The sequence below is a fragment of the Aromatoleum sp. genome (genome assembly GCF_032027225.1).
GTDB lineage: Bacteria > Pseudomonadota > Gammaproteobacteria > Burkholderiales > Rhodocyclaceae > Aromatoleum.
Genome location: NZ_JAVSMM010000019.1, coordinates 75,742 through 100,176, shown reverse-complemented (window position 1 = coordinate 100,176; position 24,435 = coordinate 75,742). Strand labels below are relative to the sequence as shown.

Annotated in this window: 22 protein-coding genes; 12 read left to right on the top strand and 10 right to left on the bottom strand. The window is 66.9% G+C overall.

What is annotated here, in order from left to right:
• Positions 1-26 precede the first annotated feature (26 nt).
• From ROZ37_RS18175 to ROZ37_RS18160, 4 genes are all read left to right on the top strand, one after another.
• On the top strand, positions 27-2,414 hold the full coding sequence (locus ROZ37_RS18175; RefSeq protein ID WP_312661462.1) for a secretin N-terminal domain-containing protein: 2,388 nt from the start codon (positions 27-29) through the stop codon (positions 2,412-2,414).
• 3 nt (positions 2,415-2,417) lie between these two features.
• Positions 2,418-2,888 carry a type II secretion system protein gene (locus ROZ37_RS18170; protein WP_312661460.1) on the top strand — a complete coding sequence of 157 codons (471 nt, stop codon included), beginning with the start codon at positions 2,418-2,420 and terminating at the stop codon, positions 2,886-2,888.
• Positions 2,889-2,898: 10 nt separating this feature from the next.
• Positions 2,899-3,369, top strand: coding sequence for a prepilin-type N-terminal cleavage/methylation domain-containing protein (locus ROZ37_RS18165; protein WP_312661458.1), 471 nt, complete (start codon positions 2,899-2,901; stop codon positions 3,367-3,369).
• A 73-nt stretch (positions 3,370-3,442) separates the two neighbouring features.
• Entirely contained in the window at positions 3,443-4,024 is a 582-nt protein-coding gene (locus tag ROZ37_RS18160; RefSeq protein WP_312661455.1) for a type II secretion system protein, read from the top strand.
• On the opposite strand, the gene ROZ37_RS18155 is transcribed toward ROZ37_RS18160, so the two are convergent.
• The 6 genes from ROZ37_RS18155 to radC form a co-directional block, all read right to left on the bottom strand.
• Positions 4,005-4,835, bottom strand: coding sequence for an HDOD domain-containing protein (locus ROZ37_RS18155; RefSeq protein ID WP_312661453.1), 831 nt, complete (start codon positions 4,833-4,835; stop codon positions 4,005-4,007). The genes ROZ37_RS18160 and ROZ37_RS18155 overlap by 20 nt on opposite strands.
• 34 nt (positions 4,836-4,869) lie before the next feature.
• Complete coding sequence (gene proB / locus ROZ37_RS18150; protein ID WP_312661452.1) at positions 4,870-5,985, bottom strand: glutamate 5-kinase; 1,116 nt, start codon at positions 5,983-5,985, stop codon at positions 4,870-4,872.
• Positions 5,986-6,002: 17 nt separating this feature from the next.
• Complete coding sequence (gene cgtA / locus ROZ37_RS18145; RefSeq protein WP_312661451.1) at positions 6,003-7,205, bottom strand: Obg family GTPase CgtA; 1,203 nt, start codon at positions 7,203-7,205, stop codon at positions 6,003-6,005.
• A gap of 75 nt (positions 7,206-7,280) precedes the next feature.
• Entirely contained in the window at positions 7,281-7,544 is a 264-nt protein-coding gene (gene rpmA, locus ROZ37_RS18140) for a 50S ribosomal protein L27 (RefSeq protein ID WP_312661450.1), read from the bottom strand.
• A 24-nt stretch (positions 7,545-7,568) separates the two neighbouring features.
• Positions 7,569-7,880 carry a 50S ribosomal protein L21 gene (rplU, locus tag ROZ37_RS18135; protein ID WP_312661449.1) on the bottom strand — a complete coding sequence of 104 codons (312 nt, stop codon included), beginning with the start codon at positions 7,878-7,880 and terminating at the stop codon, positions 7,569-7,571.
• A gap of 96 nt (positions 7,881-7,976) precedes the next feature.
• On the bottom strand, positions 7,977-8,654 hold the full coding sequence (gene radC / locus ROZ37_RS18130) for a RadC family protein (RefSeq protein WP_312661446.1): 678 nt from the start codon (positions 8,652-8,654) through the stop codon (positions 7,977-7,979).
• Positions 8,655-8,700: 46 nt separating this feature from the next.
• On the opposite strand from radC, the gene coaBC reads away from it, so the two are divergent.
• From coaBC to ROZ37_RS18115, 3 genes are all read left to right on the top strand, one after another.
• A complete protein-coding gene (coaBC, locus tag ROZ37_RS18125; RefSeq protein ID WP_312661445.1) occupies positions 8,701-9,912 on the top strand; it encodes a bifunctional phosphopantothenoylcysteine decarboxylase/phosphopantothenate--cysteine ligase CoaBC in 1,212 nt (403 codons plus the stop codon).
• A 111-nt stretch (positions 9,913-10,023) separates the two neighbouring features.
• On the top strand, positions 10,024-10,473 hold the full coding sequence (gene dut, locus ROZ37_RS18120) for a dUTP diphosphatase (RefSeq protein ID WP_312661443.1): 450 nt from the start codon (positions 10,024-10,026) through the stop codon (positions 10,471-10,473).
• A gap of 2 nt (positions 10,474-10,475) precedes the next feature.
• On the top strand, positions 10,476-10,898 hold the full coding sequence (locus ROZ37_RS18115) for an NUDIX domain-containing protein (protein WP_312661441.1): 423 nt from the start codon (positions 10,476-10,478) through the stop codon (positions 10,896-10,898).
• 40 nt (positions 10,899-10,938) lie between these two features.
• On the opposite strand, the gene aceK is transcribed toward ROZ37_RS18115, so the two are convergent.
• The 3 genes from aceK to ROZ37_RS18100 form a co-directional block, all read right to left on the bottom strand.
• Positions 10,939-12,714 carry a bifunctional isocitrate dehydrogenase kinase/phosphatase gene (aceK, locus tag ROZ37_RS18110; RefSeq protein ID WP_312661437.1) on the bottom strand — a complete coding sequence of 592 codons (1,776 nt, stop codon included), beginning with the start codon at positions 12,712-12,714 and terminating at the stop codon, positions 10,939-10,941.
• A gap of 57 nt (positions 12,715-12,771) precedes the next feature.
• Positions 12,772-15,036: a glucosylglycerol-phosphate synthase gene (gene ggpS, locus ROZ37_RS18105; RefSeq protein WP_312661435.1), complete on the bottom strand. Its 2,265-nt coding sequence runs from the start codon at positions 15,034-15,036 to the stop codon at positions 12,772-12,774.
• Positions 15,037-15,100: 64 nt separating this feature from the next.
• The gene (locus ROZ37_RS18100) at positions 15,101-16,357 is read right to left on the bottom strand and encodes an MFS transporter (protein ID WP_312661434.1); all 1,257 of its coding nucleotides are present in this window, start codon (positions 16,355-16,357) and stop codon (positions 15,101-15,103) included.
• Between the two features lie 381 nt (positions 16,358-16,738).
• Here ROZ37_RS18100 and ROZ37_RS18095 point away from each other — a divergent pair, with 381 nt between their 5' ends.
• The 5 genes from ROZ37_RS18095 to icd all read left to right on the top strand — a co-directional run bounded on the left by ROZ37_RS18095 (position 16,739) and on the right by icd (position 23,845).
• Positions 16,739-18,976: an NADP-dependent isocitrate dehydrogenase gene (locus ROZ37_RS18095; RefSeq protein WP_312661433.1), complete on the top strand. Its 2,238-nt coding sequence runs from the start codon at positions 16,739-16,741 to the stop codon at positions 18,974-18,976.
• A gap of 236 nt (positions 18,977-19,212) precedes the next feature.
• Entirely contained in the window at positions 19,213-21,270 is a 2,058-nt protein-coding gene (locus ROZ37_RS18090; protein WP_312661431.1) for an ATP-binding protein, read from the top strand.
• Positions 21,267-21,638 carry a response regulator gene (locus ROZ37_RS18085; protein WP_312661430.1) on the top strand — a complete coding sequence of 124 codons (372 nt, stop codon included), beginning with the start codon at positions 21,267-21,269 and terminating at the stop codon, positions 21,636-21,638. The genes ROZ37_RS18090 and ROZ37_RS18085 overlap by 4 nt, the downstream gene beginning before the upstream one ends.
• Positions 21,635-22,111, top strand: a complete 477-nt coding sequence (locus ROZ37_RS18080) for a chemotaxis protein CheX (RefSeq protein ID WP_312661429.1) — start codon at positions 21,635-21,637, stop codon at positions 22,109-22,111. Before ROZ37_RS18085 ends, ROZ37_RS18080 begins: the two co-directional genes overlap by 4 nt.
• A gap of 489 nt (positions 22,112-22,600) precedes the next feature.
• Positions 22,601-23,845, top strand: coding sequence for an NADP-dependent isocitrate dehydrogenase (icd, locus tag ROZ37_RS18075; protein ID WP_312661427.1), 1,245 nt, complete (start codon positions 22,601-22,603; stop codon positions 23,843-23,845).
• 103 nt (positions 23,846-23,948) lie between these two features.
• Here the strand turns inward: icd and ROZ37_RS18070 are convergent, their stop codons facing one another.
• On the bottom strand, positions 23,949-24,209 hold the full coding sequence (locus ROZ37_RS18070) for a DUF4212 domain-containing protein (protein WP_312661426.1): 261 nt from the start codon (positions 24,207-24,209) through the stop codon (positions 23,949-23,951).
• Between the last annotated feature and the right edge of the window lie 226 nt (positions 24,210-24,435).

The following is a 24,435-nucleotide window of genomic DNA, read 5'->3' as shown; positions in this document are numbered from 1 at the left end:
CCGCCCGGACGGCGAAGATGGTCGCGATGTGGCTGCGAAGTGCGCTCGCGCCCGGAGTCGTCGCCCTGATGCTCGGCGCGTGTGCGACGAACACGGAGATCGAGCACAGCCGTCGCGATCTCGCGACCGGCGATCCCGTCGCCGCGCTCGCCCGGCTCGAGCAGACAGTGAAGGAGAAGCCCGGCAATGCGGAGCTGCGCAACTTCTACATCCGGCAGCGCGACCGGCTCGTCCTCGAAAGGCTGACGGCCGCGGAACGTGCGCACGAGGCCGGCCGCCTCGACGAGGCGCTGTTGCTATATCGCGAGGTGCAGCGGATCGAGCCGGATCATCCGCGCGCCCGGCTCGGTCTCGAGGAAATCGAGCGGGGCCGTCGGCGCATCGAACGGCTGTCGCGTGCACGAGCGGCGTTCGCATCGGGCGACACGACCGCGGCGCTGCGTCTTGTACGCGGTGTCCTCGCCGAGGCACCCGGTGATCGCGCTGCGCGCGAGATGCTGCGCGAGCTCGACGAACGCGCGGAACGCACGCGCAAGCCCGCGACCGAGGCGCTGCAGGGGGCGATGGCCAAGCCGGTGACGCTCGAATTTCGCGACGCACCGTTGCGTGTCGTGTTCGAAGCGCTGTCGCGCGCGAGCGGCCTGAACTTCGTCTTCGACAAGGACGTGCGCGCCGACAGCCGCGTCACGCTCTTCGTCCGCGAGAACACCGTCGACGAGGTGCTGCGGCTGCTGACGGCGACGCAGGGCATCGAGCGCAAGCTGCTGAATGCGAACTCGGTGATGATCTACCCGGCCACGACAGCGAAGCAGCGCGAGCACGTCGACCTCGTCACGCGCAGCTTCTATCTCGCGAACGCCGACGCGAAGTCCGCGCAAACGATGCTCAAGCAGCTCGTCAAGAGCCGCGACATCTTCATCGACGAGAAACTCAACCTCGTCGTCATGAAGGACACGTCGGAGGCGGTGCGCATGGCCGAGCGGCTGATCGCGACGCTCGACGTGCCGGAGCCCGAGGTCATGCTCGAGCTCGAAGTGCTGGAGGTGAGCCGCAACAAGCTGCTCGACCTCGGCATCGACTTCCCGGATCAGATCGGCTACGGCCTGCTGACGCCGAACATTCCGGCGCCGAGCCAGATCGTCAACGGCGTCGTCATCTCGGGTACGACCGAGCTCGGCGGGAAACTGCTCGACGGCAACGTCAATCTGCGCGACACCGGCAGACTCGTGCCCTTCGTCAGCAACCCGGCCGCGATCCTGCGGCTGCGCAGCGAGGACGGCGACTCGAGCACGCTGGCGAATCCGCGCATCCGGGTGCGCAACCGCGACAAGGCGAAAATCCATATCGGCGACAAGCTGCCGGTGTTCACGACGACCTCGACGGCGAACGTCGGCGTGTCGGCGTCGGTCGCTTACCTCGACGTCGGCCTCAAGCTCGAAGTCGAACCTTCGGTCTATCGCGATGACGAGGTGGGCATCAAGTTGAACCTCGAAGTCAGCAGCATCGTCCGCGAGGTGCCAGGTCCGGCGAGCTCGCTCGCATACCAGATCGGCACGCGCAGCGCGGCGACGGCCCTGCGGCTGCGCAATGGCGAGACGCAGGTGCTCGCGGGCCTGATCAGCGACGAGGACCGGTCGGCGGCGCAGCGTCTGCCGGGGCTCGGCGACCTGCCGATTCTCGGGCGACTCTTCTCCGCGCAGCGCGACAGCAAGAACAAGACCGAGATCGCGCTGCTGATCACGCCGCGAATCCTGCGCAACGTCTTGCCTCCGGTCGCGCTGCTCGCCGACATTCCGGCGGGAACCGAAACCAGCGCCGGTGCCGAGCCGTTGCGGCTCGGCACCACCGCGCCCGGCAGCCTCGGCCTGCGTGGCGACGATCGCGGTGCCGCGAGCGGCTCGCGCGGGGGGGCAATCGGCTCCTCCTCCGTGCCCGACCTGGAGCCGGAACCGGAGCCGGAACCGGAGCCGCCTCGCCGCGCGGCGCCACCCCCCGAGCCGGGGTCGTCTCCCGACGCCGGATCGTCTCCCGACATGACGTCGTCTCCCGAAGCCGCGCCGCCGGAGCCGGGCGAGGGCGCGCCGGACGTCGCGTTGGTTGCCCCGGACGCGGTCCGCCGCGGCGATGTGGTCACCGTATCGTTGCGCTTCGAAGGCTTGGGTGACGGCAACGCCGGCGAGGCGACTCTCGTCTATGACGCGGCCCGCCTCGAAGCCGAGACGAGCACGCCGGGAACGATCCAGGTGCCGCTGCAGATCGCGAACGGCAAGGCGGAGGCGACCGTCAATCTGCGCGCGAAGCCCGAAGCGAGCGGCGCCGCTACGCTCGTCGTCAGCAGTGTGGCGGTGCGGGGCAACGGGGAGGACCAGGTGCTTCCGCTGACGGTCGGTGCCACGATTCGTCTCGTCGAATAGATCATGACCGTCCGCGGCTTCACGTTGATCGAGCTCGTCGTGACGGTCGCGATCGTCGGTATTCTCGCGGCCGGTGCGCTGCCGCTCGCCGAACTCACCGCGCAGCGCAGCCGCGAATCGGACCTGCGCGTCGCGTTGCGGCAGATCCGCGCCGGAATCGACGCGTACAAGACGGCTTACGACGCGAAGCGTATCGAGCAGAAGGTCGGACTGACGGGGTATCCGCCGTATCTCGACTCGCTCGTGGATGGGGTTCCCGACGTGACCGATCCGGCCGGAAGCAAGATCTACTTCCTGCGGCGCGTGCCGCGCGACCCGTTCCATCCCGATCCGCGCGTTCCCGCGGAGGAGACCTGGGGTAAGCGCAGCTATGCGAGTCCGCCCGACGAGCCGTCCGAGGGCAAGGACGTGTTCGATGTCTATTCGCTGTCGCCGCGCGTCGGACTGAACGGCGTGCCGTACCGGGAATGGTAGGAGCGACGCGATGAGCGATCGCCGCGCAGCCATCGTTGCAGCCGATTCCGACCGCAAATGCGGGCGGGAAAAGGTCGGCCGCCGTCGCGACCGGACCGACCGCAACGCGTTGTCGCGCGCTTTCACGCTGATCGAGCTGCTCGTCGTCATGGCGATCATCGCGACGCTGCTGTCGATCGCCGCGCCGCGCTATTTCGACCACATCGACCGCGCGCGCGAAGCGACGCTGCGGCAGTCGCTCGAAGTCATGCGCGATGCGATCGACAAGTACCACGCGGATACCGGCAAGTGGCCCGAGAACATCGAAACGCTGGTCAGCAAGCGTTACTTGCGCAAGGTGCCGGTCGACCCGATCACCGGGAGCGGGGAGACCTGGCTGCTTGTCGAACCCCCGTCCGGCGACGACGGCGAGGGAGTTTGGGACGTGCATAGCGGGTCCGAAGACACGGCAAAGGACGGCACGCGCTATGCCGAATGGTGAGTCGGGGTGCGCGCGCGGGGGCGGGCCTCGGGCGCCGCGGGACGAAGCAGGCACGCTCGGGTTTGGGCGGACGATGGGGGCGCCGGTCGCGGCGGCCTGCTCACGACGGCGCGCGTCGCGGAGCGTTCAAAGCGGCTTCACCTACCTGCTCGTGCTGTTCCTCGTCGCTGCGCTCGGAGTCTTCGCCGCGCAGACCGGAGTCGTCTGGCATCATGCGACCCAGCGCGAACGTGAGGCTGAACTCCTCGCGATCGGCGTCGAGTTTGCCCGCGCGCTTGCGCGCTATCGCGATGCGTCACCTGACGGTGTGCTGCCCGGAAGCCTGCAGCCGCTCGTCGAGGACCGACGCAGTGGCGTGCCCGTCCGGCATCTGCGACGCATCTACCGGGATCCGTTCACCGGCGAGACGAACTGGGGATTGGAAAAGGCGGCCGGACAGATCACGGGGGTCTACAGCCTCGCGCGGGGGACGCCGATTCGCGAGCGCGACCTGCCGCCCGAGCTCGCGGGTGCGAAAGATGGGGCGAAGAAGTATTCGGAGTGGATTTTCCGGCCGGCTGTGAGGAGTGCCGAGGAAGGCGGAGGAGGCGAGGTGCCGAATGGCCTTCCGCCCAACGCGGCGGGGCCGGGCGCGCCTAGCCCTTTACCGCGGTAATGAGCGAACGCAGTTCGTCGCGCGACTCGTCGATGATCGCCGCGACGGCCACATCGGCGGGCGCCGCGCACGCCCCTTCGGGCGGGGCGAACGGATTGACGTTCGCCGCGAGGCGATTTGTCAGGTGGAGCACGTTCGCCAGCGTGACGGGAACGTCTCCGTCGAATGCGATCTCGTGATCCGACACCGCCTCGAGAATCCGGTCCGGCGTTTCGAGCACGCCGAGCACCGCGTGACCGATGCTCGCATGCCACTCGAACAGCAGGCGGCCGACATCGTCGTGGTCGCGCAGCATCTCGGGATGGTGGGCGATCCGCGACAGCAGGTAGAAGTGGCCGATGTCGTGCACCAGGCCGGCGAACATCGCCTCATGGGGATTGATGTTCGTCATCCGGCGCGCGATGACGAACGACAACGCGGCGACTTCGATGCTGTGCTCCCACAGCTGCCGCGCCCCGGCGAGGTAGGGGCCCATCTGCTTTTCGAGCATCAGTTGCTCGATCGCGACCGAGATCGCGATCGACCGGATCGATGAGAAACCGACGCGCATCACCGCGCTGCGCACGTCGCCGACTTCGATGCCGGACGGGTTCAGCGCGACCGAGTTCGCGAGCCGGATGATCTTTGCCGCCACCAGCGGTTCGGTGAGAATCAGCCGACTCAACGCCTCGACTGTGATGTCCGGATTGTTCATCGCGATCCGGATCTTCATCGCCGCGTCGAGGAAGGTCGGAAAGTTCACGTCGCCGGACGACAGGTCGTCGGCGATCTGCATCAGGAAGCGGTTGGCCGGAGCGTTCTGCGCAGTCATCCTCGAGTCCGGTGACGGTCGTGCGTTCGCGCGGCTATCGCAGGACCATGTTGTCGCGGTGGATCAGTTCGGGCTCGTCGATATAACCGAGCAGCTTTTCGATCTCGGCACTCGCCTTGCGCGCGACGCGGCGGCATTCGTTGCCGCTGTAATTGACGAGCCCGCGCCCGATTTCTTCGCCGGTGCCGTTGCGAAGCGCCACCGCGGCGCCGCGCTCGAAGTCTCCGCGCACGTCGACGACGCCCACCGGCAGCAGGCTGCGACCGCTGCGCAGCGCCGACACCGCGCCGTCGTCGAGGATCAGGTCGCCGGCGAGCTGCAGATGGTCGGCGAGCCACTGCTTGCGCGCCTGCAACGGCGAGCTGGTCGCGAAGAGCAGCGTGCCGAGCGGCTCGCCGTCCCCGAGGCGGACGAGCACTTCGGCCTCGTGGCCGCTCGCGATGCAGGTATGCGCTCCGCTTCGTGCGGCGCGCTGCGCGGCGCGGATCTTCGTGATCATCCCGCCCTTGCTGATGCCGCTGCCGGCGCCTCCGGCCATCGCCTCGTAAGCCCGGTCCTCGGCGCGTCCTTCCGACACCAGCGTCGCCGCCGGGTCGCGTCGCGGGTCGGCGGTGTACAGGCCCTGCTGATCGGTGAGGATGATCAGCGCATCGGCCTCGATCAAGTTCGCAACGAGTGCGCCGAGCGTGTCGTTGTCGCCGAACTTGATCTCGTCGGTGACGATCGTGTCGTTCTCGTTGATGATCGGCACGACGCCGAGATCGAGCAGCGTCGTCAGCGTCGAACGCGCGTTGAGGTAGCGCTTGCGGTCGGAGAGATCGTCGTGGGTCAGCAGGATCTGGGCGGTATGGAGGTTGTGCCGCGAGAACGCGTCCTCGTAGGCCTGGACGAGACCCATCTGCCCGACGGCTGCCGCGGCCTGCAGCTTGTGCATCTCCTGTGGGCGCTTGGTCCAGCCGAGGCGCTGTATCCCGGCGGCGATTGCGCCGGACGACACCAGCACGACCTGCCGGCCGCTCTCGCGCAGCGCGGCGATCTGGCGCGCCCAGTCCGCCATCGCGCGCTTGTCGAGTCCGGCGCCGTTGTTCGTGACCAGCGCGCTGCCAACCTTCACGACGAGGCGACGCGCATTGCGGATCTTGTTTCTCATGATGTCGGACGGGAATGCTAGCGGGTACGGGGCGTTTTTTGGTCGGCGGCCGAAGCGTCGTTTTCGCTTTCGCTGTCCTGGTCGTCGCTGTCGTCCGCGAGGATCGCCTGCAGCCGTTCCTGGTACGCGGCTTCCACCCGCGCTTCGGCTTCGGCCGCCGCGAGCGCTTCCGCATGGGCGCGCGCCGCGCGCTCGGCCTCCGCTTCCGCACGTCCGGCGTCGAGGAAATCCTGGATCGCGAAGATCAGTTTCCGGCAGCCGTCTCCGGTCAGCGCAGAGATCTCGAAGTGCCGCTCGACCGGGCCATAGGCCTCGAGAAAGGCGGCCACGCGGGCAGCGCGCTCGTCTTCCGGAATCAGGTCCAGCTTGTTCAGCGCGAGCCAGCGGGGTTTTTGGTACAGCGATTCGTCGTATTTGCGCAGCTCCTCGACGATCGCTTTCGCGTCCCGCACCGGGTCCGTGTCGGGATCGAACGGCGCGAGGTCGACCAGATGCAGCAGCACGCGCGTCCGTTGCAGGTGCCGCAGGAACTGGTGCCCGAGACCGGCGCCTTCGGCCGCGCCCTCGATCAAGCCCGGAATGTCGGCGATCACGAAACTGCGGTTCTCGTCGGTGCGTACGACGCCGAGGTTCGGCGCGAGGGTCGTGAACGGGTAGTCGGCCACTTTCGGTTTCGCGGCGGACACCGAGCGGATGAAGGTCGACTTGCCCGCGTTGGGCATGCCGAGGAGACCGACGTCGGCGAGCACCTTGAGTTCGAGCCGCAGGCCGCGGCGTTCGCCTTCCTCGCCCATCGTGCGCTTTCTCGGCGCGCGGTTGACGCTCGACTTGAAGTGCAGGTTGCCGAGGCCGCCCTTGCCGCCGCGGGCGACGAGCGCCCGCTTGCCGTCTTCATCGAGGTCGGCGACCGGTTCGCCGGTCTCGAGGTCGGTGATCGTCGTGCCGACCGGCATCCGCAGCACGATGTCCTCGCCGCCTTTGCCGTAACAGTCCTTGCTGCCGCCGTTTTCGCCGCGCTGGGCGCGATGGGTGCGGGTGAAGCGGTAATCGACGAGCGTGTTGAGGTTGCGGTCGGCGACCGCGAAGATGCTGCCGCCGCGCCCGCCGTCGCCGCCGTCGGGACCGCCGCGCGGGATGAACTTCTCGCGCCGGAACGATGCCGAGCCGTTGCCGCCGTCGCCGGCGATGACTTCGATGCGCGCTTCGTCAATGAACTTCATGTGTGGTAAGCCTGTGCCAAAAACAAAAAAGCCCTATCGCAAGGATAGGGCTTTTCGAACCGGAACGCCGCCAGATCAGGCAGCTTCGGGCACGATGACGACGGTGCGGCGGCGTTGCGCGCCCTTGATCGTGAACTGCACCGTGCCGTCGGTCAGCGCGAACAGCGTGTGGTCCTTGCCGATGCCGACGTTCTCGCCCGGGTGGTATTCGGTGCCGCGCTGGCGAACGATGATGTTGCCGGCGAGCACGAACTGGCCGCCGTAGCGCTTGACGCCGAGTCGTTTCGATTCCGAGTCGCGGCCGTTACGGGAACTACCGCCAGCTTTTTTGTGTGCCATGACGAATTACCTCCTACTGGCGAATCAGGCCGAGATCGCTTCGATGCGAAGCTCGGTGTAGTTCTGACGATGCCCCTGGTGCTTCTGGTAATGCTTGCGGCGGCGCATCTTGAAAATCTTGATCTTGTCGTGACGGCCGTGGGAAACCACGGTGGCCTTGACTACGGCGCCGGAAACCACCGGGGTGCCGATCTTGACCGACTCGCCCTCGCCGACCATGAAGACCTGGTCGATGGTGATTTCGGAGCCCACGTCAGCCGGTATCTGTTCTACCTTGATCTTTTCGCCGGCCGCGACGCGATACTGCTTGCCGCCGGTTTTTATCACCGCGTACATGGTGTTGCTCCAGTTGATGGTTTTGCAAAAGAATCGGGCACTTTAATCACGCGGCGCTCGTTCGTCAAGGATTTCAATGCCTTCCGCGCTGTTTCACTACAGCAAGCCCCGCTCGGCGAAGGACAGCGGCTTCGCGTGCGCGGTCACGATGAAGTGGTCGAGCACGCGGATATCCACGAGCTCGAGCGCCTGCTTGAGGCTGCGCGTCAGCAGCTCGTCCGCCGAACTCGGCTCGGCGGCGCCGGAAGGGTGGTTGTGCGCGAGGATCACTGCGGCGGCGTTGCGGGCGAGTGCGAGCTTGACGACTTCGCGCGGATAGACGCTCGTCTGCGTCAAGGTGCCGCGGAACAGTTCGGCCGCTTCGATCAGGCGGTGGCGCGCGTCGAGGAGGAGCACGTAGAACACCTCGTGCGGCAGCGAGCCGATCCGCAGGCGCAGCCAGTCGCGCACCGTCGCCGGCGACTCGAACACGTCGGCGTCGTTCATCTGCTCGGACAGCGCGCGCCGCGCCAGTTCCATGACTGCCTGCAGTTGGGCATACTTCGCGAGGCCCATGCCGGGGATCGCGGCGAATTCGTTCGCGGGCGCGGCGCACAGCCGGGTCAGCGAACCGAAAGTGCCGAGCAGCTCGCGTGCGAGGTCGACGGCGGTCTTGCCTCGGATGCCGACGCGCAGGAAGAGCGCGAGGAGTTCGGCGTCGGACAGTGCGGCCGCGCCGCGTCCGAGAAGTTTTTCGCGCGGCCGTTCGTCTGCCGGCCAGTCGGTGATTGCCATGGTTTCGGGCGGAAGCGGTGGTGCGGCCAATTATACGGAATATGACATGAGAGAATTGGGCGGACGCAGGATCGTGCTCGGCGTCACCGGCGGCGTCGCGGCGTACAAGGCGGCGGAACTCGTGCGGCTGCTCGGGAAGGCGGGCGCCGAAGTCCACGTCGTGCTGACCGAAGGCGGCGCCCGCTTCGTCACGCCGGTGACCTTCCAGGCGCTGTCGGGCAATCCGGTGTGGAGCGACCTTTGGGATCCTCGCGTCCCGAACAACATGGCGCACATCGACCTGACCCGCGGTGCCGATGCGATCCTCGTCGCGCCGGCGACCGCTGATGTCATCGCGAAGCTGGTGCACGGCCTCGCCGACGATCTGCTGACCACGCTGTGCCTCGCGCGCGAGTGCCCGCTGCTCGTCGCGCCGGCGATGAACCGCCAGATGTGGGAGCACCCCGCCACGCGCCGCAACGTCGCCCAGCTTGCGGCGGACGGCGCGACCGTCCTCGGCCCCGGCGCCGGCGACCAGGCTTGCGGCGAAGTCGGCATGGGGCGGATGCTCGAACCGGACGAACTGCTCGAACACCTGATCGCGTTCTTCGAGCCGAAGCGGCTCGCGGGTCGCAAGGTCGTGATGACGGCCGGACCGACCTTCGAGGCGATCGATCCCGTACGCGGCATCACGAACACGAGTTCCGGCAAGATGGGCTACGCGATCGCGCAGGCCTGCCGGCGCGCCGGTGCGGACGTGCTGCTCGTCAGCGGTCCGACCGGGCTTGCGGCGCCGCTCGGCGTCGAGCGCGTCGACGTGCGCAGCGCGCTCGAGATGCGCGACGCGGTCGTGGCGGCGCTGCCGGACGCGGACGTCTTCATCGGCGTCGCAGCCGTCGCCGATTACCGGCCGGTCGACGCGGCCGAGCACAAGGTCAAGAAGTCCGACGCGGAACTGACTGTGACGCTTACGCCGAACCCCGACATCCTCGCCGAAGTCGCGGCGCGGCCGGATGCGCCGTTCTGCGTCGGCTTCGCGGCCGAGAGCCGTGATCTCGACGCCTACGCGGAAGGCAAGCGGCGCGCGAAGCGGCTGCCGATGCTCGTCGGCAACCTCGTGCAGGATGGCCTCGGCAGCGACGACAACCAGGTGGTCCTGTATGACGATGCGGGCCGCCATCCGCAGCCGCGCGCTGCGAAGGCCGTCGTCGCGAAGAAGATCGTCGAACATCTCGCCGCGCTGCTCGCAGCGTGCGCGGGCGGGCCGGCCGCGCGCTGACGCGTCGGCCGCCGCGGCAAGCTGCCGCAACGATCGCGAGTCGTGTACATTCCGCAGCGGCTGCGCGGCTCGTCCGGCGCGCGATGAATTCTCAAGTTGCGGGGGGGAACCATGCACCGAATAGACGTCAAGATTCTCGACGACCGCTTGCGTACGCACATGCCGGGCTATGCGACGCCGGGGGCCGCAGGCCTCGATCTGCGCGCGTGCCTCAACGCGTCGGTCAGCCTTCATCCCGGCGAGACGTCGCTGATCCCGAGCGGCCTCGCGATCCATCTCGCCGACCCGGGGTTTGCGGCCATGGTCTTGCCGCGCTCCGGTCTCGGTCACAAGCACGGCATCGTGCTCGGCAATCTCGTCGGCCTGATCGATTCCGATTACCAGGGGCAGATCTTCGTCTCGGTGTGGAACCGCGGGCGGGAGACTTTCACCGTGCAGCCGATGGAGCGCATCGCGCAACTCGTCGTCGTGCCCGTCCTGCAGGTCGGCTTCAACATCGTCGAGGATTTCGCGGAGAGCGACCGCGGTACGGGCGGTTTCGGCAGCACCGGCAAGCACTGACGATGCGCGCCGGGATTCCGGTCGGCGTGCATGTCATCGTCGAGCGGGACGGGCGCGTCCTGCTGATGCGCCGCGCCGGCACCGGTTTCTTCGACGGGCTGTTCAGCCTGCCGGGCGGACACGTCGAGCCCGGCGAATCGTTGCGGACCGCGGCGGTGCGCGAGATGCGCGAGGAGACGGGATTGTGCTTCGATGCCGATTCGCTCACGTACGTCGGCGTCGTGCATCGGCTGTCGGATACGAACCGTGTCGATTTCTTCTGCCGGGCACCTGACTGTCCCGCCGAACCGCGAAACCTCGAGCCGGACAAGTGCGACGAGCTGCGCTGGTTCGAGCGCGACCGGCTGCCGGCGGACGTCGTGCCCTACATCCGCGCCGCGCTCGATGCGGGCGCGGGGCCGTGGGTGATCGAACTCGGCTGGTGAGTCCGGCTCGAGAGCGGATGCCCGGCGACGTTGCCGGGCTTCACGCAGCGCTGCTTTCGCCCGCCGGCTCGGCTTCCGCTCGGTAACGGAAGCGCAGTTCCAGCGGGTACGGGAAGAAATCCTCGAGGTAGCCGCGCCGGATTGAGGACTGCACGTCCTGCCAGAACTTCGGCTCGAGCAGGTCGCGGTGATATTTCATGAAGGCTTTGCGTACGCGCGGCGGCCCGAGCAGGAAGGTCGCGAATTCTTCGGGAAACACGTCCATCGGTCCGCCGGCGTACCACGCCTCGCTCGCCATCTCCATCTCCGGGAACGGCGCCGGCGGGATCTTGCGGAAGTTCATGTCGGTCATGAACTCGATCTCGTCGTAGTCGTAGAACACGACACGACCGTAACGGGTGACGCCGAAGTTCTTCCACAGCATGTCACCCGGGAAGATGTTCGCGCTCGCAAGCTCGCGGATCGCGTTGCCGTACTCCTTGACCGCGTAGTCGACCTGCGCGTCGTCGGCGTGTTCGAGATAGATATTCAACGGCGTGAGCCGCCGTTCGATATACAGATGCTTGATGATCACCGAATCGCCTTCGATTTCGAACGCCGACGGCGCGAGCGTGCGCAGCTCTTCGACAAGTTCGGGGTGGAAGCGTGAGCGCGGCAGCGCGGCGTACGAGAACTCGAGTGTGTCCGCCATCCGGCCGACGCGGTCGACCTGCTTGACCATCAGGTATTTGCGCTTCACCGTCGCCCGGTCCATGTTTTTCGACGGGCCGAAGACGTCCTTGATGATCTTGAACACGTAGGGATAGGACGGCAGCGTGAATACGAGCATCACGAGGCCGCGGATGCCGGGCGCGATGACGAACTGGTCGTTGGAGTGCCGCAGGTGCGCGATCAGGTCGCGGAAAAACATCGTCTTGCCCTGCTTGCCGAGGCCGAGCATGGTGTAGAGCTCGGAGCGGTGCTTGTTCGGCATGATCGAGCGCAGGAACTGCACATAGCCCGACGGGACCTCCATGTCGACGAGGAAATACGCGCGCGACAGCGAGAACAGCACCGAGATCCGCCACGGGTCGAGCAGGATCGTGTCGATTTCGAGGAGCCCCGCCCGGTTGTGACGCACTGCGATCGCGAAGGGGTATTCCTGGTAACCATTGACGGCCTTGCCGATGATGTACGCGGTCTTGTTGCGGTAGAAGGCCGAGTACAGCACCTGGATCTGGCAGTTGACCTCCATGTCGGGCCATTCGCCGAGATGCGCGCGCGTCGCGTTCAGGATGTTGTCGACGTCGCGGTCGAGATCCTCGAATGGCCGCTGCCAGTCGAAGTCCTCGATGATGCGCCGGACCGTCGCGCGCAGTCCCTCGTCCTGGGGGTAATAGCTGCTGTAGACCGGCGGGTAGGACTCGATGTATTCGATCGAGACGGCGGGCCGCGCGAAGAGATAGTCGTTGTTGAAGTAGGTCCGGTGCAGGATCTTGCAGCACACCGAATTGAAGAAGGTCTCGGCGAGCTCCGGCTGCTTGTGCCGCATCAGGATGCCGATGTACTGGAGCTTCAGCTGCTGCCAGGTGTTGTCGTCGAGCGAGTCGGCGTCGAATTCGTCGCGCAGCCGCCGCACCGCTTCGTCCACACGGTTGTCGTAGAACTGCACGCGGACGCGCACCGCCTCGAGCTGGGCCTGCCAGTCGGCGGCTTCGAAGCTCTCCTTCGCGCGGCGCGAGGTCTCGCGGAAGATGCGGTAGTGCTTGTTGAAGCCTTCGATCATCGCCTGCGCGATCGAATGGGCGACGGGGATTTCCCCCAGCGGTGCGTCCATGCGTCCCTCGTGCCGGTGTGGCGGGCCTCACCCGCCTGACGTCGCTGCGCGCTTATCTTAACCCGGAAGCGGCACGGCTCCGGTGCGCGAGTCGGCGGCGGTGGCAGCGTCGAGAAAGTCCTTGCCCCACGCGTGGATGTCGTTGTGCTCGACGATCGCAAAGAGCTCGCGCAGCCGCGATTCCGCCTCCGCGGCGTTCATCGCGATCGCCTGGTATACGCGCGCGGCGAGGTCGGCGGCATCGTGCGGATTCGTCAGCACCGCGCCGTGCAGTTCGGCAGCCGCCCCTGCGAACTCGGACAACACGAGCACGCCTCGCCCGCCGTTCAGACCCTGCGTCGCGACGTATTCCTTCGCGACCAGGTTGAGCCCGTCGCGCAGCGGCGTGATCCACATCACGTCGGCCATCGCGTACCACGCGACGACTTCATCGAACGGCAGCGCGCGGAAGAAGAACTGCACCGGCGTCCAGCCGATCCGCGAGAAGCGCCCGTTGATGCGGCCCACCGCCTGCTCGATCTGCGTCTGCAACGCGTCGTAGATCGTCATCTCTTTTGCCGCCGGCACGCACACGGCCATCAGCGACACCTTGCCTTGCAGTTCCGGGTGGTCGTCGAGAAGGCGCTCGAATGCGAGGAGCTTTTCGAGCGTGCCCTTCGTGTAGTCGAGCCGTTCGATGGACAGGATCACGCGTGTCGCTGCGAGCTCTTCGCGCAGCTTCGCCATCCGCGCCTGCGTCGCCTCGCTCGCGAGGATCGCGCGCACGCGTCCGACGTCGAGGCCGACCGGATGTGCGCCGAGGCCGATGCGGCGCCCGTGCACCTCGATTGCAGTGGTCACTTCGTCAAGGCCGACCGCGCAGCCGTAAGTCAGGTAGCGCGGTGCGCAGTTGCGGCGTTCGAGCACGGTCAGCGGCGCGACGCCGCGCGCGACGTCGACGAAGTTCTCCGCCTGGCGCGGAATATGGAAACCGATGTAGTCGCACTGCAGCAGGCTGCCGATGATCTCGCGGCGCCACGGCAGCACGTTGAATACGTCCGCCGACGGGAAATACGTGTGATGGAAGAACGCGATGCGAACGTCCGGCCGCAACTCCCGCAACACTGCGGGCACCATCCACAGGTTGTAGTCGTGCAGCCAGACGACCGCGCCCTCGGCGGCTTCGGCGGCGGCGCGCTCGGCGAACAGCCGATTGACCTTCAGGTAGATGCGCCAGTCGTCCTCGCTGAACTGTGCGCGCTCCCAGAAGGTGTGCAACGTCGGCCAGAACGCCTCCTTCGAGAAGCGCTTGTAGAACACGTCGACGTCCTCCTTCGAGAGCGCCACGCGCGCGGCGACGAGATGCGGATAGCGCTCGCGGTCGACCGTCGTATGCACTTCGAACGGGATCGCCTTTTTCGCATCGTGCACCGACCACGCGACCCACGCCCCGGGCCGGCCGTCGCCGAAGAAACTCAGCAGCGTCGGGATGATGCCGTTCGGCGAGGTCGGCGGTCGTCGCGTGACGCGCCCGCTGTCGTCGCGCACTTCCTCGTACGGCAGCCGGTGGTAGACCATCACGAGCTCCGAGCGCCCGGGCGCGTCGGCGTCGCGCAGCTCGGCGTCGACGCCCGCCGGGCCGAGGAAGCCGAAGTGCCCGATCGCTTCGAGGATGCCTCCGCAACCCTGCTGGCGCGCGTGCAGCACGTGCGCGCGGTCGCGCGTCGCGTCCAGCAGCCCCGGCTCGGATTCGCCGACGCAGACGCCGAGGAAGCCCTGGTTGTACATCGACAGGTCGTTGAGCGTATCGCCGGCGACTAGGACGCTTTCGCGGTCGAGGCCGAGGTGACGGATCAATGCGTCGAGGGTGCTGCCCTTGTTGACGCCCTTCGGCAGGATGTCGAGATAGCGGTCGGCCGAATACAGCACGTCGCAGCCGAAGCCGGCGGCGATCGTATGGATGTCGCTGCCGACGGTGCCGGGGGCGCAGAAATACGAACAGCGGCGCTGCTGCGGCACCTCCTGGCGTTCCAGTCCCGCGAACGATTCCATTGCCGCGACGACGACGCGCTCCCCCGGCCACCGCGCGTCGATGTCCGCCTGCAGCGGCTGCACCGGCTGCAGCGTGCGGCCGTCGACGACCGATGCCCCGACGTCGCAGACGATGTAGTCGGGCGTCGGCACCGAGGGGTCGGACAGTAGCGGGATCACGACTTCGAGCCCGCGACCGGTGACGAAGACCAATCCGATCTCGGGGTGCGCGGTGATCAACTGATACAGGCGCAGCCGCTGTTCCGGGTGACCGGCAAGAAAGGTGCCGTCGAGATCGGTCGCAAGTAGCATGAAAATCCTCCAGTTTCTGGTTGAACGCCGACATCGTTGCCGACTGGATGGAAAGATCGGGGGCTCAATCCCCGATGGGAGCTGGTGGGGTGCTCGTCGCGTCGTCGTTCGGACTCATCATCTCGAGGACCGTCGGCGACGTGCGCAGCATCGGCACGCAGTGCGCCGGCTCCTCGACGATCTCGTCGGCGCGGCGGCGCGCCTGCCACAGGCCGAACACCGCGAGCGGCGCGAACGCCAGGAAGAAATGCAGCGGCAGCGCGGAGGGCCCGATGAGGCCCATCAACGCACCGGCGAGCGCCGGGCCGAACGCCGCGGCGAGCCCGTGCAGCAGCAGGATTCCGGCATTGCCGGCGAGGATCTCGCCATGCGGAAGGTGGTCGATTAGGTGTGCGATGACGAGTGGGTAGATCGCGAAACCGGCCGCGCCGAACAGGAACGCGCCGGCGAGCACGATCGCGCCGAAGTGGCCGAGCACGGCCATCAGTGCCGCCGATGCCGCCGCCGCGGCGGCGACCCAGCCGAGGGTGCGGCGGCGGTCGTGTCGGTCCGAAAAATACCCGACCGGCCACTGCGCCACCGCGCCGCCGAGAATCGCGAGCGACATCAGCAGGCCGACGTCGCCCTGTTCGAGGCCGATCCGCTGCCCGTAGACCGGCGCCATCGTCCAGAACGCACCCATGCCGAGCCCCGACGCGCACGCGCCGACGAATGCGAGCGGCGCGACCTGCCACAGCTTGCGCACGTCCGGGTGCGGCGAGTCGTGAAGCTCCGGCGGCGCGAACCGCGTCAGTGCGACCGGCATCACCGACAGGCAGGCGAAGATCGCGGCGATGGCGAAAAGCGTGAAGCCGGCGGGCGACGCGATGTGCAGCAACTGCTGCGCCGCCGCGAGTGCGCCGAGGTTCACGACCATGTAGATCGCGAAGATCTTCGCGCGCCGGCCGCCGTGGGTTTCGCTGTTGAGCCAGCTCTCGATGACCGTGTAGAAGCCGACGAGCGCGATGCCGGTCAGCAGCCGCAGCACGAACCACAAGGTCGGGGCGACGATCAGCGCATGCAGCAGCACGGTTACCGCGATGGCGACGCCGAAGAATGCGAACGCGCGGATATGGCCCGTGCGGCGGATCAGCGGCGGCGCGACGAAGGTGCCGAGGAAGAAGCCGAAGAAATACGCCGAGCCGATGAGGCCGAGCGCTTCCGGGGAAAAGCCTTCGAGCGCGCCGCGCAGTGCGATCAGCGTGGTCAGCAGGCCCGAGCCGAGGAGGAGTAGTGCGATGCCGCAGAGCAGCGCGACGATCGGAAGAAGGAGGTTCGCCATCGCGAGGGCGCGCGGGGACCTGCCGAGCCGAAAAGCGGTCTCAATCCGAGCGAAGGGCTGGGGTCACGCCGATGCGCGGTTCCGTATTTGGGCAAACATTGTAACGTGATCGCGCGCGGTGGCGCATTCGCTCGTTGCGGGGCGGTGCGCATTTCCCTCAATGGTGACCGAATACCGGATCTCGGTCGGCGGTGATACCCCCGCTCTTCAGTCTTATATAAGAGCATGATCGCGTGGCGCGCGTGCGAGCCCGCCCAGAGGTCTATAATCATGCGCCGTCAAGAGACGATGAGGTGCGATCGAGCCGGGAAGGGGGCTCGGCGCGCCGGTCCTTGCGTCCGTTCGGCTTCGCGCCACAGGAAGATAATCCGGGAGAAATGCATGACAACCAAGAGTCCGAAGATCATCTACACGCTCACCGACGAGGCGCCGCTGCTGGCGACCTACTCGCTGCTGCCGATCATCGAAACCTTTACTGCGCCGGCCGGCATCGACATCGTGAAGAGCGACATCTCGGTTGCCGCGCGCGTGCTCGCCGAGTTTTCGGACTACCTGACGGACGCGCAGAAGGTCCCCGACAACCTCGCCGAGCTCGGCCGGCTGACGCAGGACCCGGATACGAACATCATCAAGCTGCCTAACATCAGCGCGTCGGTCGCCCAGCTGATCGCTTGCGTCAAGGAGCTGCAGTCGAAGGGCTATGCGATCCCCGATTACCCGGAACACCCGAAGACCGACGAAGAGAAGGCGCTGAAGACCCGCTACGGCAAGTGCCTCGGCTCCGCGGTGAATCCGGTGCTGCGCGAAGGCAACTCCGACCGCCGCGCCCCGCTCGCGGTCAAGAACTACGCCAAGAAGCACCCGCACTCGATGGGCGAGTGGAAGCAGTGGTCGCAGACCCACTGCTCGCACATGGAGCACGGCGACTTCTATCACGGCGAGAAGTCGATGACGCTCGACCGCGCCCGCAACGTCAAGATGGAACTCCTTACCAAGAGCGGCAAGGCCATCGTGTTCAAGCCGAAGACCGCGCTGCTCGACGGCGAGATCATCGACTCGATGTTCATGAGCAAGAAGGCGCTGTGCGAGTTCTACGAGCAGCAGCTCGACGACTGCCGTAAAGCGGGCATCCTGTTCTCGCTGCACGTGAAGGCGACGATGATGAAGGTCTCGCACCCGATCGTCTTCGGTCATTGCGTGAAGATCTACTACAAGGAAGCGTTCGAGAAGCACGGCAAGCTGTTCGACGAGCTCGGCATCAACGTCAATAACGGCATGGCGACGCTGTACGAGAAGATCGAGACGCTGCCCGAATCGCAGCGCGACGAGATCATCCGCGATCTGCACGCGTGCCAGGAGCACCGTCCGCGTCTGGCGATGGTCGACTCGGCCAAGGGCATCACCAACTTCCATTCGCCCAACGACATCATCGTCGATGCGTCGATGCCGGCGATGATTCGCGGCGGCGGCAAGATGTGGGGGGCTGACGGCAAGCAGTACGACTGCAAGGCGGTGATGCCGGAGTCGACCTTCGCCCGCATCTACCAGGAGATGATCAACTTCTGCAAATGGCACGGCAACTTCGACCCGGCCACGATGGGTACGGTGCCGAACGTCGGTCTGATGGCGCAGAAGGCCGAGGAGTACGGCTCGCACGACAAGACCTTCGAGATCCCCGAAGACGGCGTCGCGAACATAACCGACCTCGACACCGGCGAAGTGCTGATGTCGCAGAACGTCGAGGCGGGCGACATCTGGCGCATGTGCCAGGTGAAGGACGAGCCGATCCGCGACTGGGTCAAGCTCGCCGTCACGCGCGCGCGCAACTCGGGCACGCCGGCGGTGTTCTGGCTCGACCCGTACCGTCCGCACGAGAGCGAGCTGATCAAGAAGGTGCAGAAGTACCTGAAGGATCACGACACGGCCGGGCTCGACATCCAGATCATGTCGCAGGTGCGCGCGATGCGCTTCACGCTCGAGCGCGTCAAGCGCGGTCTCGACACGATCTCGGTGACCGGCAACATCCTGCGCGACTACCTCACCGACCTCTTCCCGATCATGGAGCTCGGCACCAGCGCGAAGATGCTGTCGATCGTCCCGCTGATGGCCGGCGGCGGCATGTACGAAACCGGCGCCGGCGGCTCGGCGCCGAAGCACGTGCAGCAGCTCCTCGAAGAGAACCACCTGCGCTGGGATTCGCTCGGCGAGTTCCTCGCGCTGGCGGTATCGCTCGAGGACACGGGCATCAAGACCGGCAACGCGAAGGCGAAGGTGCTCGCGAAGACCCTCGACGAGGCGACCGGCAAGCTGCTCGACAACGACAAGTCGCCGTCGCGGCGCACCGGGCAGCTCGACAACCGCGGCAGCCACTTCTACCTCGCGCTGTACTGGGCCGAGGCGCTCGCCGCGCAGAACGAGGACGCGGAGCTGAAGGCGCACTTCGCGCCGCTCGCCAAGGTGCTCGCCGACAACGAGCAGAAGATCATCGGCGAACTGAACGCAGTGCAGGGCAAACCGGCGGACGTCGGTGGTTATTACGCCGCCGACCCGGCGAAGGTCGAAGCCGTGATGCGTCCGAGCGCGACGCTGAACTCGCTCCTGGCCACGTCCGCCGCCTGACGGGCGCGAAGTCCGGCGGTCCGTCCGCACGGCGGTCCGTCCGCGATCGTTGATCGGTCCCCCGCGGGGGGCGCGGCTTTTCGTCGCGCCCCCGCACTTGCCGCCATCCTCCGCCCGCTGGGCGGAGGGCGCGCCTTCCATTTCGCTGCCGGCGCCCGCGCCGCAGCCCCTCCGCAACGGAACTGCAACACGGACCGGCTACGCTGCACGGCTCTACCTGTTTTCCGGGCCGGCTCGTGCTCTCGTCCTTCCTCGGCAAGTACCGTGTTCTCGTCGCCGCGATCGCAGCGTTCTTCAGCTTGAGCGTGGGCGTCTACACGCTGAACTACCTCCTCCTGAGCCAGGTCGGGCTGGATGCGGCGCGGATCAACGCAGGCGGAAAGCTGCGGGGCTACTCGCAGCAGTTCGCGAAAGCCGTCCTCACGCTCGCACAGGAGTTCGCAGCGGGTGATCCCATGCAGACGAGCCGGGCCCAGATTTCGGAAGCACAACTCGCGTTCGACACCTCCCTGTCCGACATCCGTGCGATCGAGCGTCCGGACGAGGAGGTAGCGCGCCAACTGGTGGCCACGATCGACAGACAGTGGCAGCCGCTGCGCGAGGCGGCGCGGGCGCTTCTGCGCGACACCGTGACCCCCGCCGACATCGATGCGGCGGTCACCCTCGTCAATACGCGCAACGTGCGCCTGCTGCAGCTCGCGGACGACTTCACCCGCCATGAGGAGCGCCGCGCGGCCGAGCGCGCGCAGGAGTTGCGATACATCCAGTTCGGTGCCATCGCGCTCGCGCTGCTGAATTTCCTGTTCATCGTCGTCCATGTCGCCCGGAGGCTGCAGCGCAGCGAACGCGAAGCCGAGCAGGCGCGCCGCGAAACGGGCGACATCCTTCGCACGGTGCGCGAGGGACTGTTCCTGATGACACGCGATGGCACGGTGGGCACCCAGCGCTCGGCCCACCTCGACAAGGTCTTTCCGCACCCGCTGCAGCCGGGTGACAACTTCCTGCTCACGCTGGGCGCGCTGGTGTCGGAGGAAACGGTCCAGGCGGCGCGGCAATACGTGGAGCTGCTCTTCAACGAGCGGGTCAAGCCCGCACTCCTGCTCGAGCTCAATCCCCTGCAGCGGGTGGAAGTGCGCCGCGCGGGGCGCGACGGCCCGATGTATCTGAACTTCAGCTTCCACCCGGTGCGCAGCGAGGGGCGGCCCGGCGTGAGCGCGCTGCTGGTGGCTGCGGTCGATGTCAGCCGCGAAGTGCGGCTCGAGCAGGAACTCGCCGCGGCCCAGTCGCGGGCGCAGCGTGAAGTGTCGCTCCTACTGGGCGTGCTCGAAACCGACCCTTCGGAAGTGGCACGCTTCCTCGTCGACGCGAGGGCGCGCATCACGGTCCTGAATGACGCCCTGCGCGACGTGCAACCCGATGCGCACGCCTACCAGCTCCTCGTCACGAAGGTGTTCCGACAGATCCATGCGATCAAGGGCGAGGCATCCGCACTGTCGCTCACGACCATCGCCGATCACGCCCATGGCTTCGAGGACGAACTGGAAGCCCTGCGCAAGCGCCGCAACCTGGCAGGCGAAGACCTGATTCCCGTCGCGACAGCCGTCGCCCGGTTGATGCAGGAGGTGGCGAAGGTGGAAGCGGTGGTCGGCCGGCTCGCCGACTACGCAGGCCGCGGTGCGGCTCCAGGTGAGGTCGCGACGGCAAAAGCCGCTGCCGACGAAGGCGGCGACCACGCGGTATTCGATGCGGTCCAGCGCATCCAGCGCCTTGCGCTCGGGGTGGCGTCCGAGCTCGGCAAGAAGCTGCGGGTGGAGACGTCCGTCCCGCATTTGCCCGGACTGCCCGCGGCTGTCCACAAGGTGCTGCGTGAAGGCCTGCCGCAGCTGGTGCGCAACGCGGTCGTGCACGGGATCGAGGGGGCCGCCGAGCGCAGCCGACTGGGCAAGAAGGAGGAAGGCAGGCTGCGCATCGAGCTCCTGCGGGCGGACGACGGCGGCATCGAGCTGACGATCTCCGACGACGGACGCGGGATCGACGTCGCCGGGGTGCGCCGCCGCCTCGAAGAATCGGGCGCGAGGGAGCCATCGGCCGTCGCCGCAATGAGCGACCGCGAAGTCGTCGCCGCGCTCTTCGAGCCAGGCGTTTCGACGGCGGCGGAAATCACGCGCCACGCGGGCCGCGGCGTCGGCCTCGACGTCGTGGGCACGCTGGCGCGGGAGACGGGCGCGCGCCTCAAGCTCGCTTCCGCACCGAACGCCTACACGCGCTTCACCCTGCAATGGAGTCCGGCATGACCGCAAGACTGCTGATCGTCGACGACTCGATGGTCATCCGCAACCTGATCGCGCGGCAGATGATCGACCGGCGCCTGCCTCCGATCGACGTCGTGGGGCTCGCGAGCGACGGCGAGCAGGCCCTCGCGCTGGCGAAAGTGAAGAAGCCCGACGTCATCACCATGGACCTCACGATGCCGCACATGGACGGCGAGACATGCATCGAGCACCTGTCCGCGGCCCTGCCCAACGCGCGCATCATCGTTGTGTCCGCGCTCAGCGACAAAGCCACCGCGCTGCGCGCGATCAGCAAGGGGGCGCACGGCTTCCTGCACAAACCCTTCACCGACGACCAACTGGTCGAAGCCCTGCTGGAGCTGATGAGTTGACCTACCGCGCCCTCGCCAACGAAGACATCGAGGTCTTCTCGGAAGCGATATCCGCGTTCTTCCTGAACATGACGCAAGAGGCCGCAGCAGTGCGCACGGCGTACCTGCTGGAAGGCGCCGCGCCGGAGCTTCGCGGCGACTTCAACGGCGTGATCGACGTCTCCGGCGGGTTCCGCGGCAGCATCGCCTTCTCGGCGCCGCACGGAATGCTCGCGCAGCTGCTCGGCGTGATGGGCGAGAACGATCAGTCCACGTCGAAGTGCCTGGACGTCGTCGGCGAGATCGCGAACATGATGTCGGGACGCGCCCGCCGACACTTCGGCGAAACCCTAGAAATCTCCACGCCGCGTTCCAGCCTGCGCGGCGCGTGCCGGGTCGGCGCACCCGCGTCGGGCACGCCTTACGTGATCCCCCTGCGGTGGCGCGGCTTCGAGGCCAACCTCGTCGTCCATCTGGATATTCGCAGTCCTTGACCACCCGCGCGGCCGTCGCGTCTGACCCACCCGGCCGCGGGGGCGTGATCCCGCGGTCTTGCGAGGCCCGCGGCGCCTTGCGCGCGGTCGGTCCGCGATCCCCGGAGTAAGCCGGGCGAGGGGCAAGACGGGGTGCGCGTCCTCCCTCGTTTCCCGCGATGACGCGATGAACGGCTGAATGCCGTCTCGAACCCCACGATCGCGGACTTCTGCGCGGACCTTTCCTGTAATCACCGACGTATGCGCGGGGGGAACTCCTCGTCCTCGTGCGGCCACCCCTGATCGAGCCGAACCGCCGATTCGGCCTGCGGGCACGAAGCGGCCGGATTTTGGGCCATAATTATTGGCCTGGATTGGAGGGATGCATCGTCGCGCGACGCGCTTCCGCTTTCTCGGGGACGGGGCGTGCGTGGGGTGCCCAGGCTCAACGCGAGGGTTTTCAGCGACAAGCTGAATCGATCGAAACGTCCACACGAAGAGGGAGTAGGAATGAGCGCATCCAAGATCAAGGTTCCCGCAGGCGGCCAGAAGATCGTCCCCGGGCAGGCTGTTCCCGACCAACCGATCATCCCGTTCATCGAAGGCGACGGCATCGGCGTCGACATCACTCCCGTGATGATCAAGGTCATCGACGCGGCGGTCCAGAAAGCCTACGGCGGCAAGAAGAAGATCCACTGGATGGAAGTCTACGCGGGCGAAAAGTCGACGCAGCTCTATGGCCCCGACGAGTGGCTGCCGAAGGAAACCTTCGACGCGCTCAAGGAGTTTTCGGTTTCGATCAAGGGGCCGATGACGACGCCGGTCGGCGGCGGCATCCGCTCGCTCAACGTCGCGCTGCGCCAGGAGCTCGACCTGTACCAGTGCGTGCGTCCGGTGCGCTACTTCAAGGGCGTGCCGTCGCCGCTGAAACAGCCCGAACTCACCGACATGGTGATTTACCGCGAGAACACCGAAGACATCTACGCCGGCATCGAATGGGCGGCGAATTCGGAGCAGGTCAAGAAGGTCATCGCTTTCCTGCAGAACGAGATGGGCGTCAAGAAGATCCGCTTCCCCGAGACCTCGGGCATCGGCATCAAGCCGGTGTCGGTCGAGGGCACGCAGCGCCTCGTGCGCGCGGCGCTGAATTACGTGATCGCGAACGACCGCAAGTCGCTGACGATCGTGCACAAGGGCAACATCATGAAGTTCACGGAAGGCCTGTTCCGCGACACCGCCTACAAGCTCGCGCAGGAAGAGTTCGGTGCGCAGCCGATCGACGGCGGTCCGTGGTGCAAGTTCAAGAATCCGAAGACCGGGCGCGAGATCGTCGTCAAGGACGCGATCGCCGACGCCTTCCTGCAGCAGATCCTGCTCCGTCCGGCCGAATACGACGTCATCGCGACGACGAACCTCAACGGCGACTACATCTCCGACGCGCTCGCCGCGCAGGTCGGCGGCATCGGCATCGCGCCGGGCGCGAACATCTCCGACCAGTACGCGTGCTTCGAGGCGACGCACGGCACCGCGCCGAAGTACGCGGGCCAGGACAAGGTGAATCCGGGTTCGCTGATCCTCTCGGCCGAGATGATGCTGCGCTACATGGGGTGGACCGAAGCGGCCGACCTCGTGATCAAGGGGATGGAAGCGGCGATCGGCGACAAGCAGGTCACGTACGATTTCGCGCGCCTGATGGACGGCGCGACCGAAGTGAGCTGCTCGGCCTTCGGCGAGGCGATGATCGCGCGCATGTAAATCCCGCGCGTCGGCAGTCGCCGCGTCCGCGCGCGCCGGTTCCCTGCTGCCTATGGAAGCCCCCGCGAGGGGGCTTCGCCGTTTCAGGAGCCCGACTGCGCGGTCAGCGGCGCTCGGCGACGCCGTACTTGCGGTCGAGGCGGTTCATCGTGAGGACGTAGATGCCGATGATGACGAGGTAGGTAATCAGCGAGCCCTGGGCGAGGATGTAGAAGCCGAGCGGAAAGCCGAGGAAGGTGATCGTGTTGAGTTCGTCGGCGTAGAAGCCCGACGCGAAGGTGACGAAAAACCAGACCGACAGCAGTGCGAGCGTCAGCCACAGGTTGCGGCGCCAATAGGTGCGATGCTGGTCGGTGAGCTTCATCAGACGAACACTCCGACGGACGAAGACGCCGACGTCACCCGATCGTCGACCGTGTTACCGCAGCCGCCGGTGATCGACATGCTCACGTCCCCGCAGCCGCCGATGACCAGCGCGCTCGCGTTCCCGCACGACACGGCGGCAACCGTTCCGCCGCGCCGCGGGATTTGGCGGGTCTCCGGTTCCGGCCCCGCCGTCAGCCCCGAACCCGCACGCCATGCCCACCGGC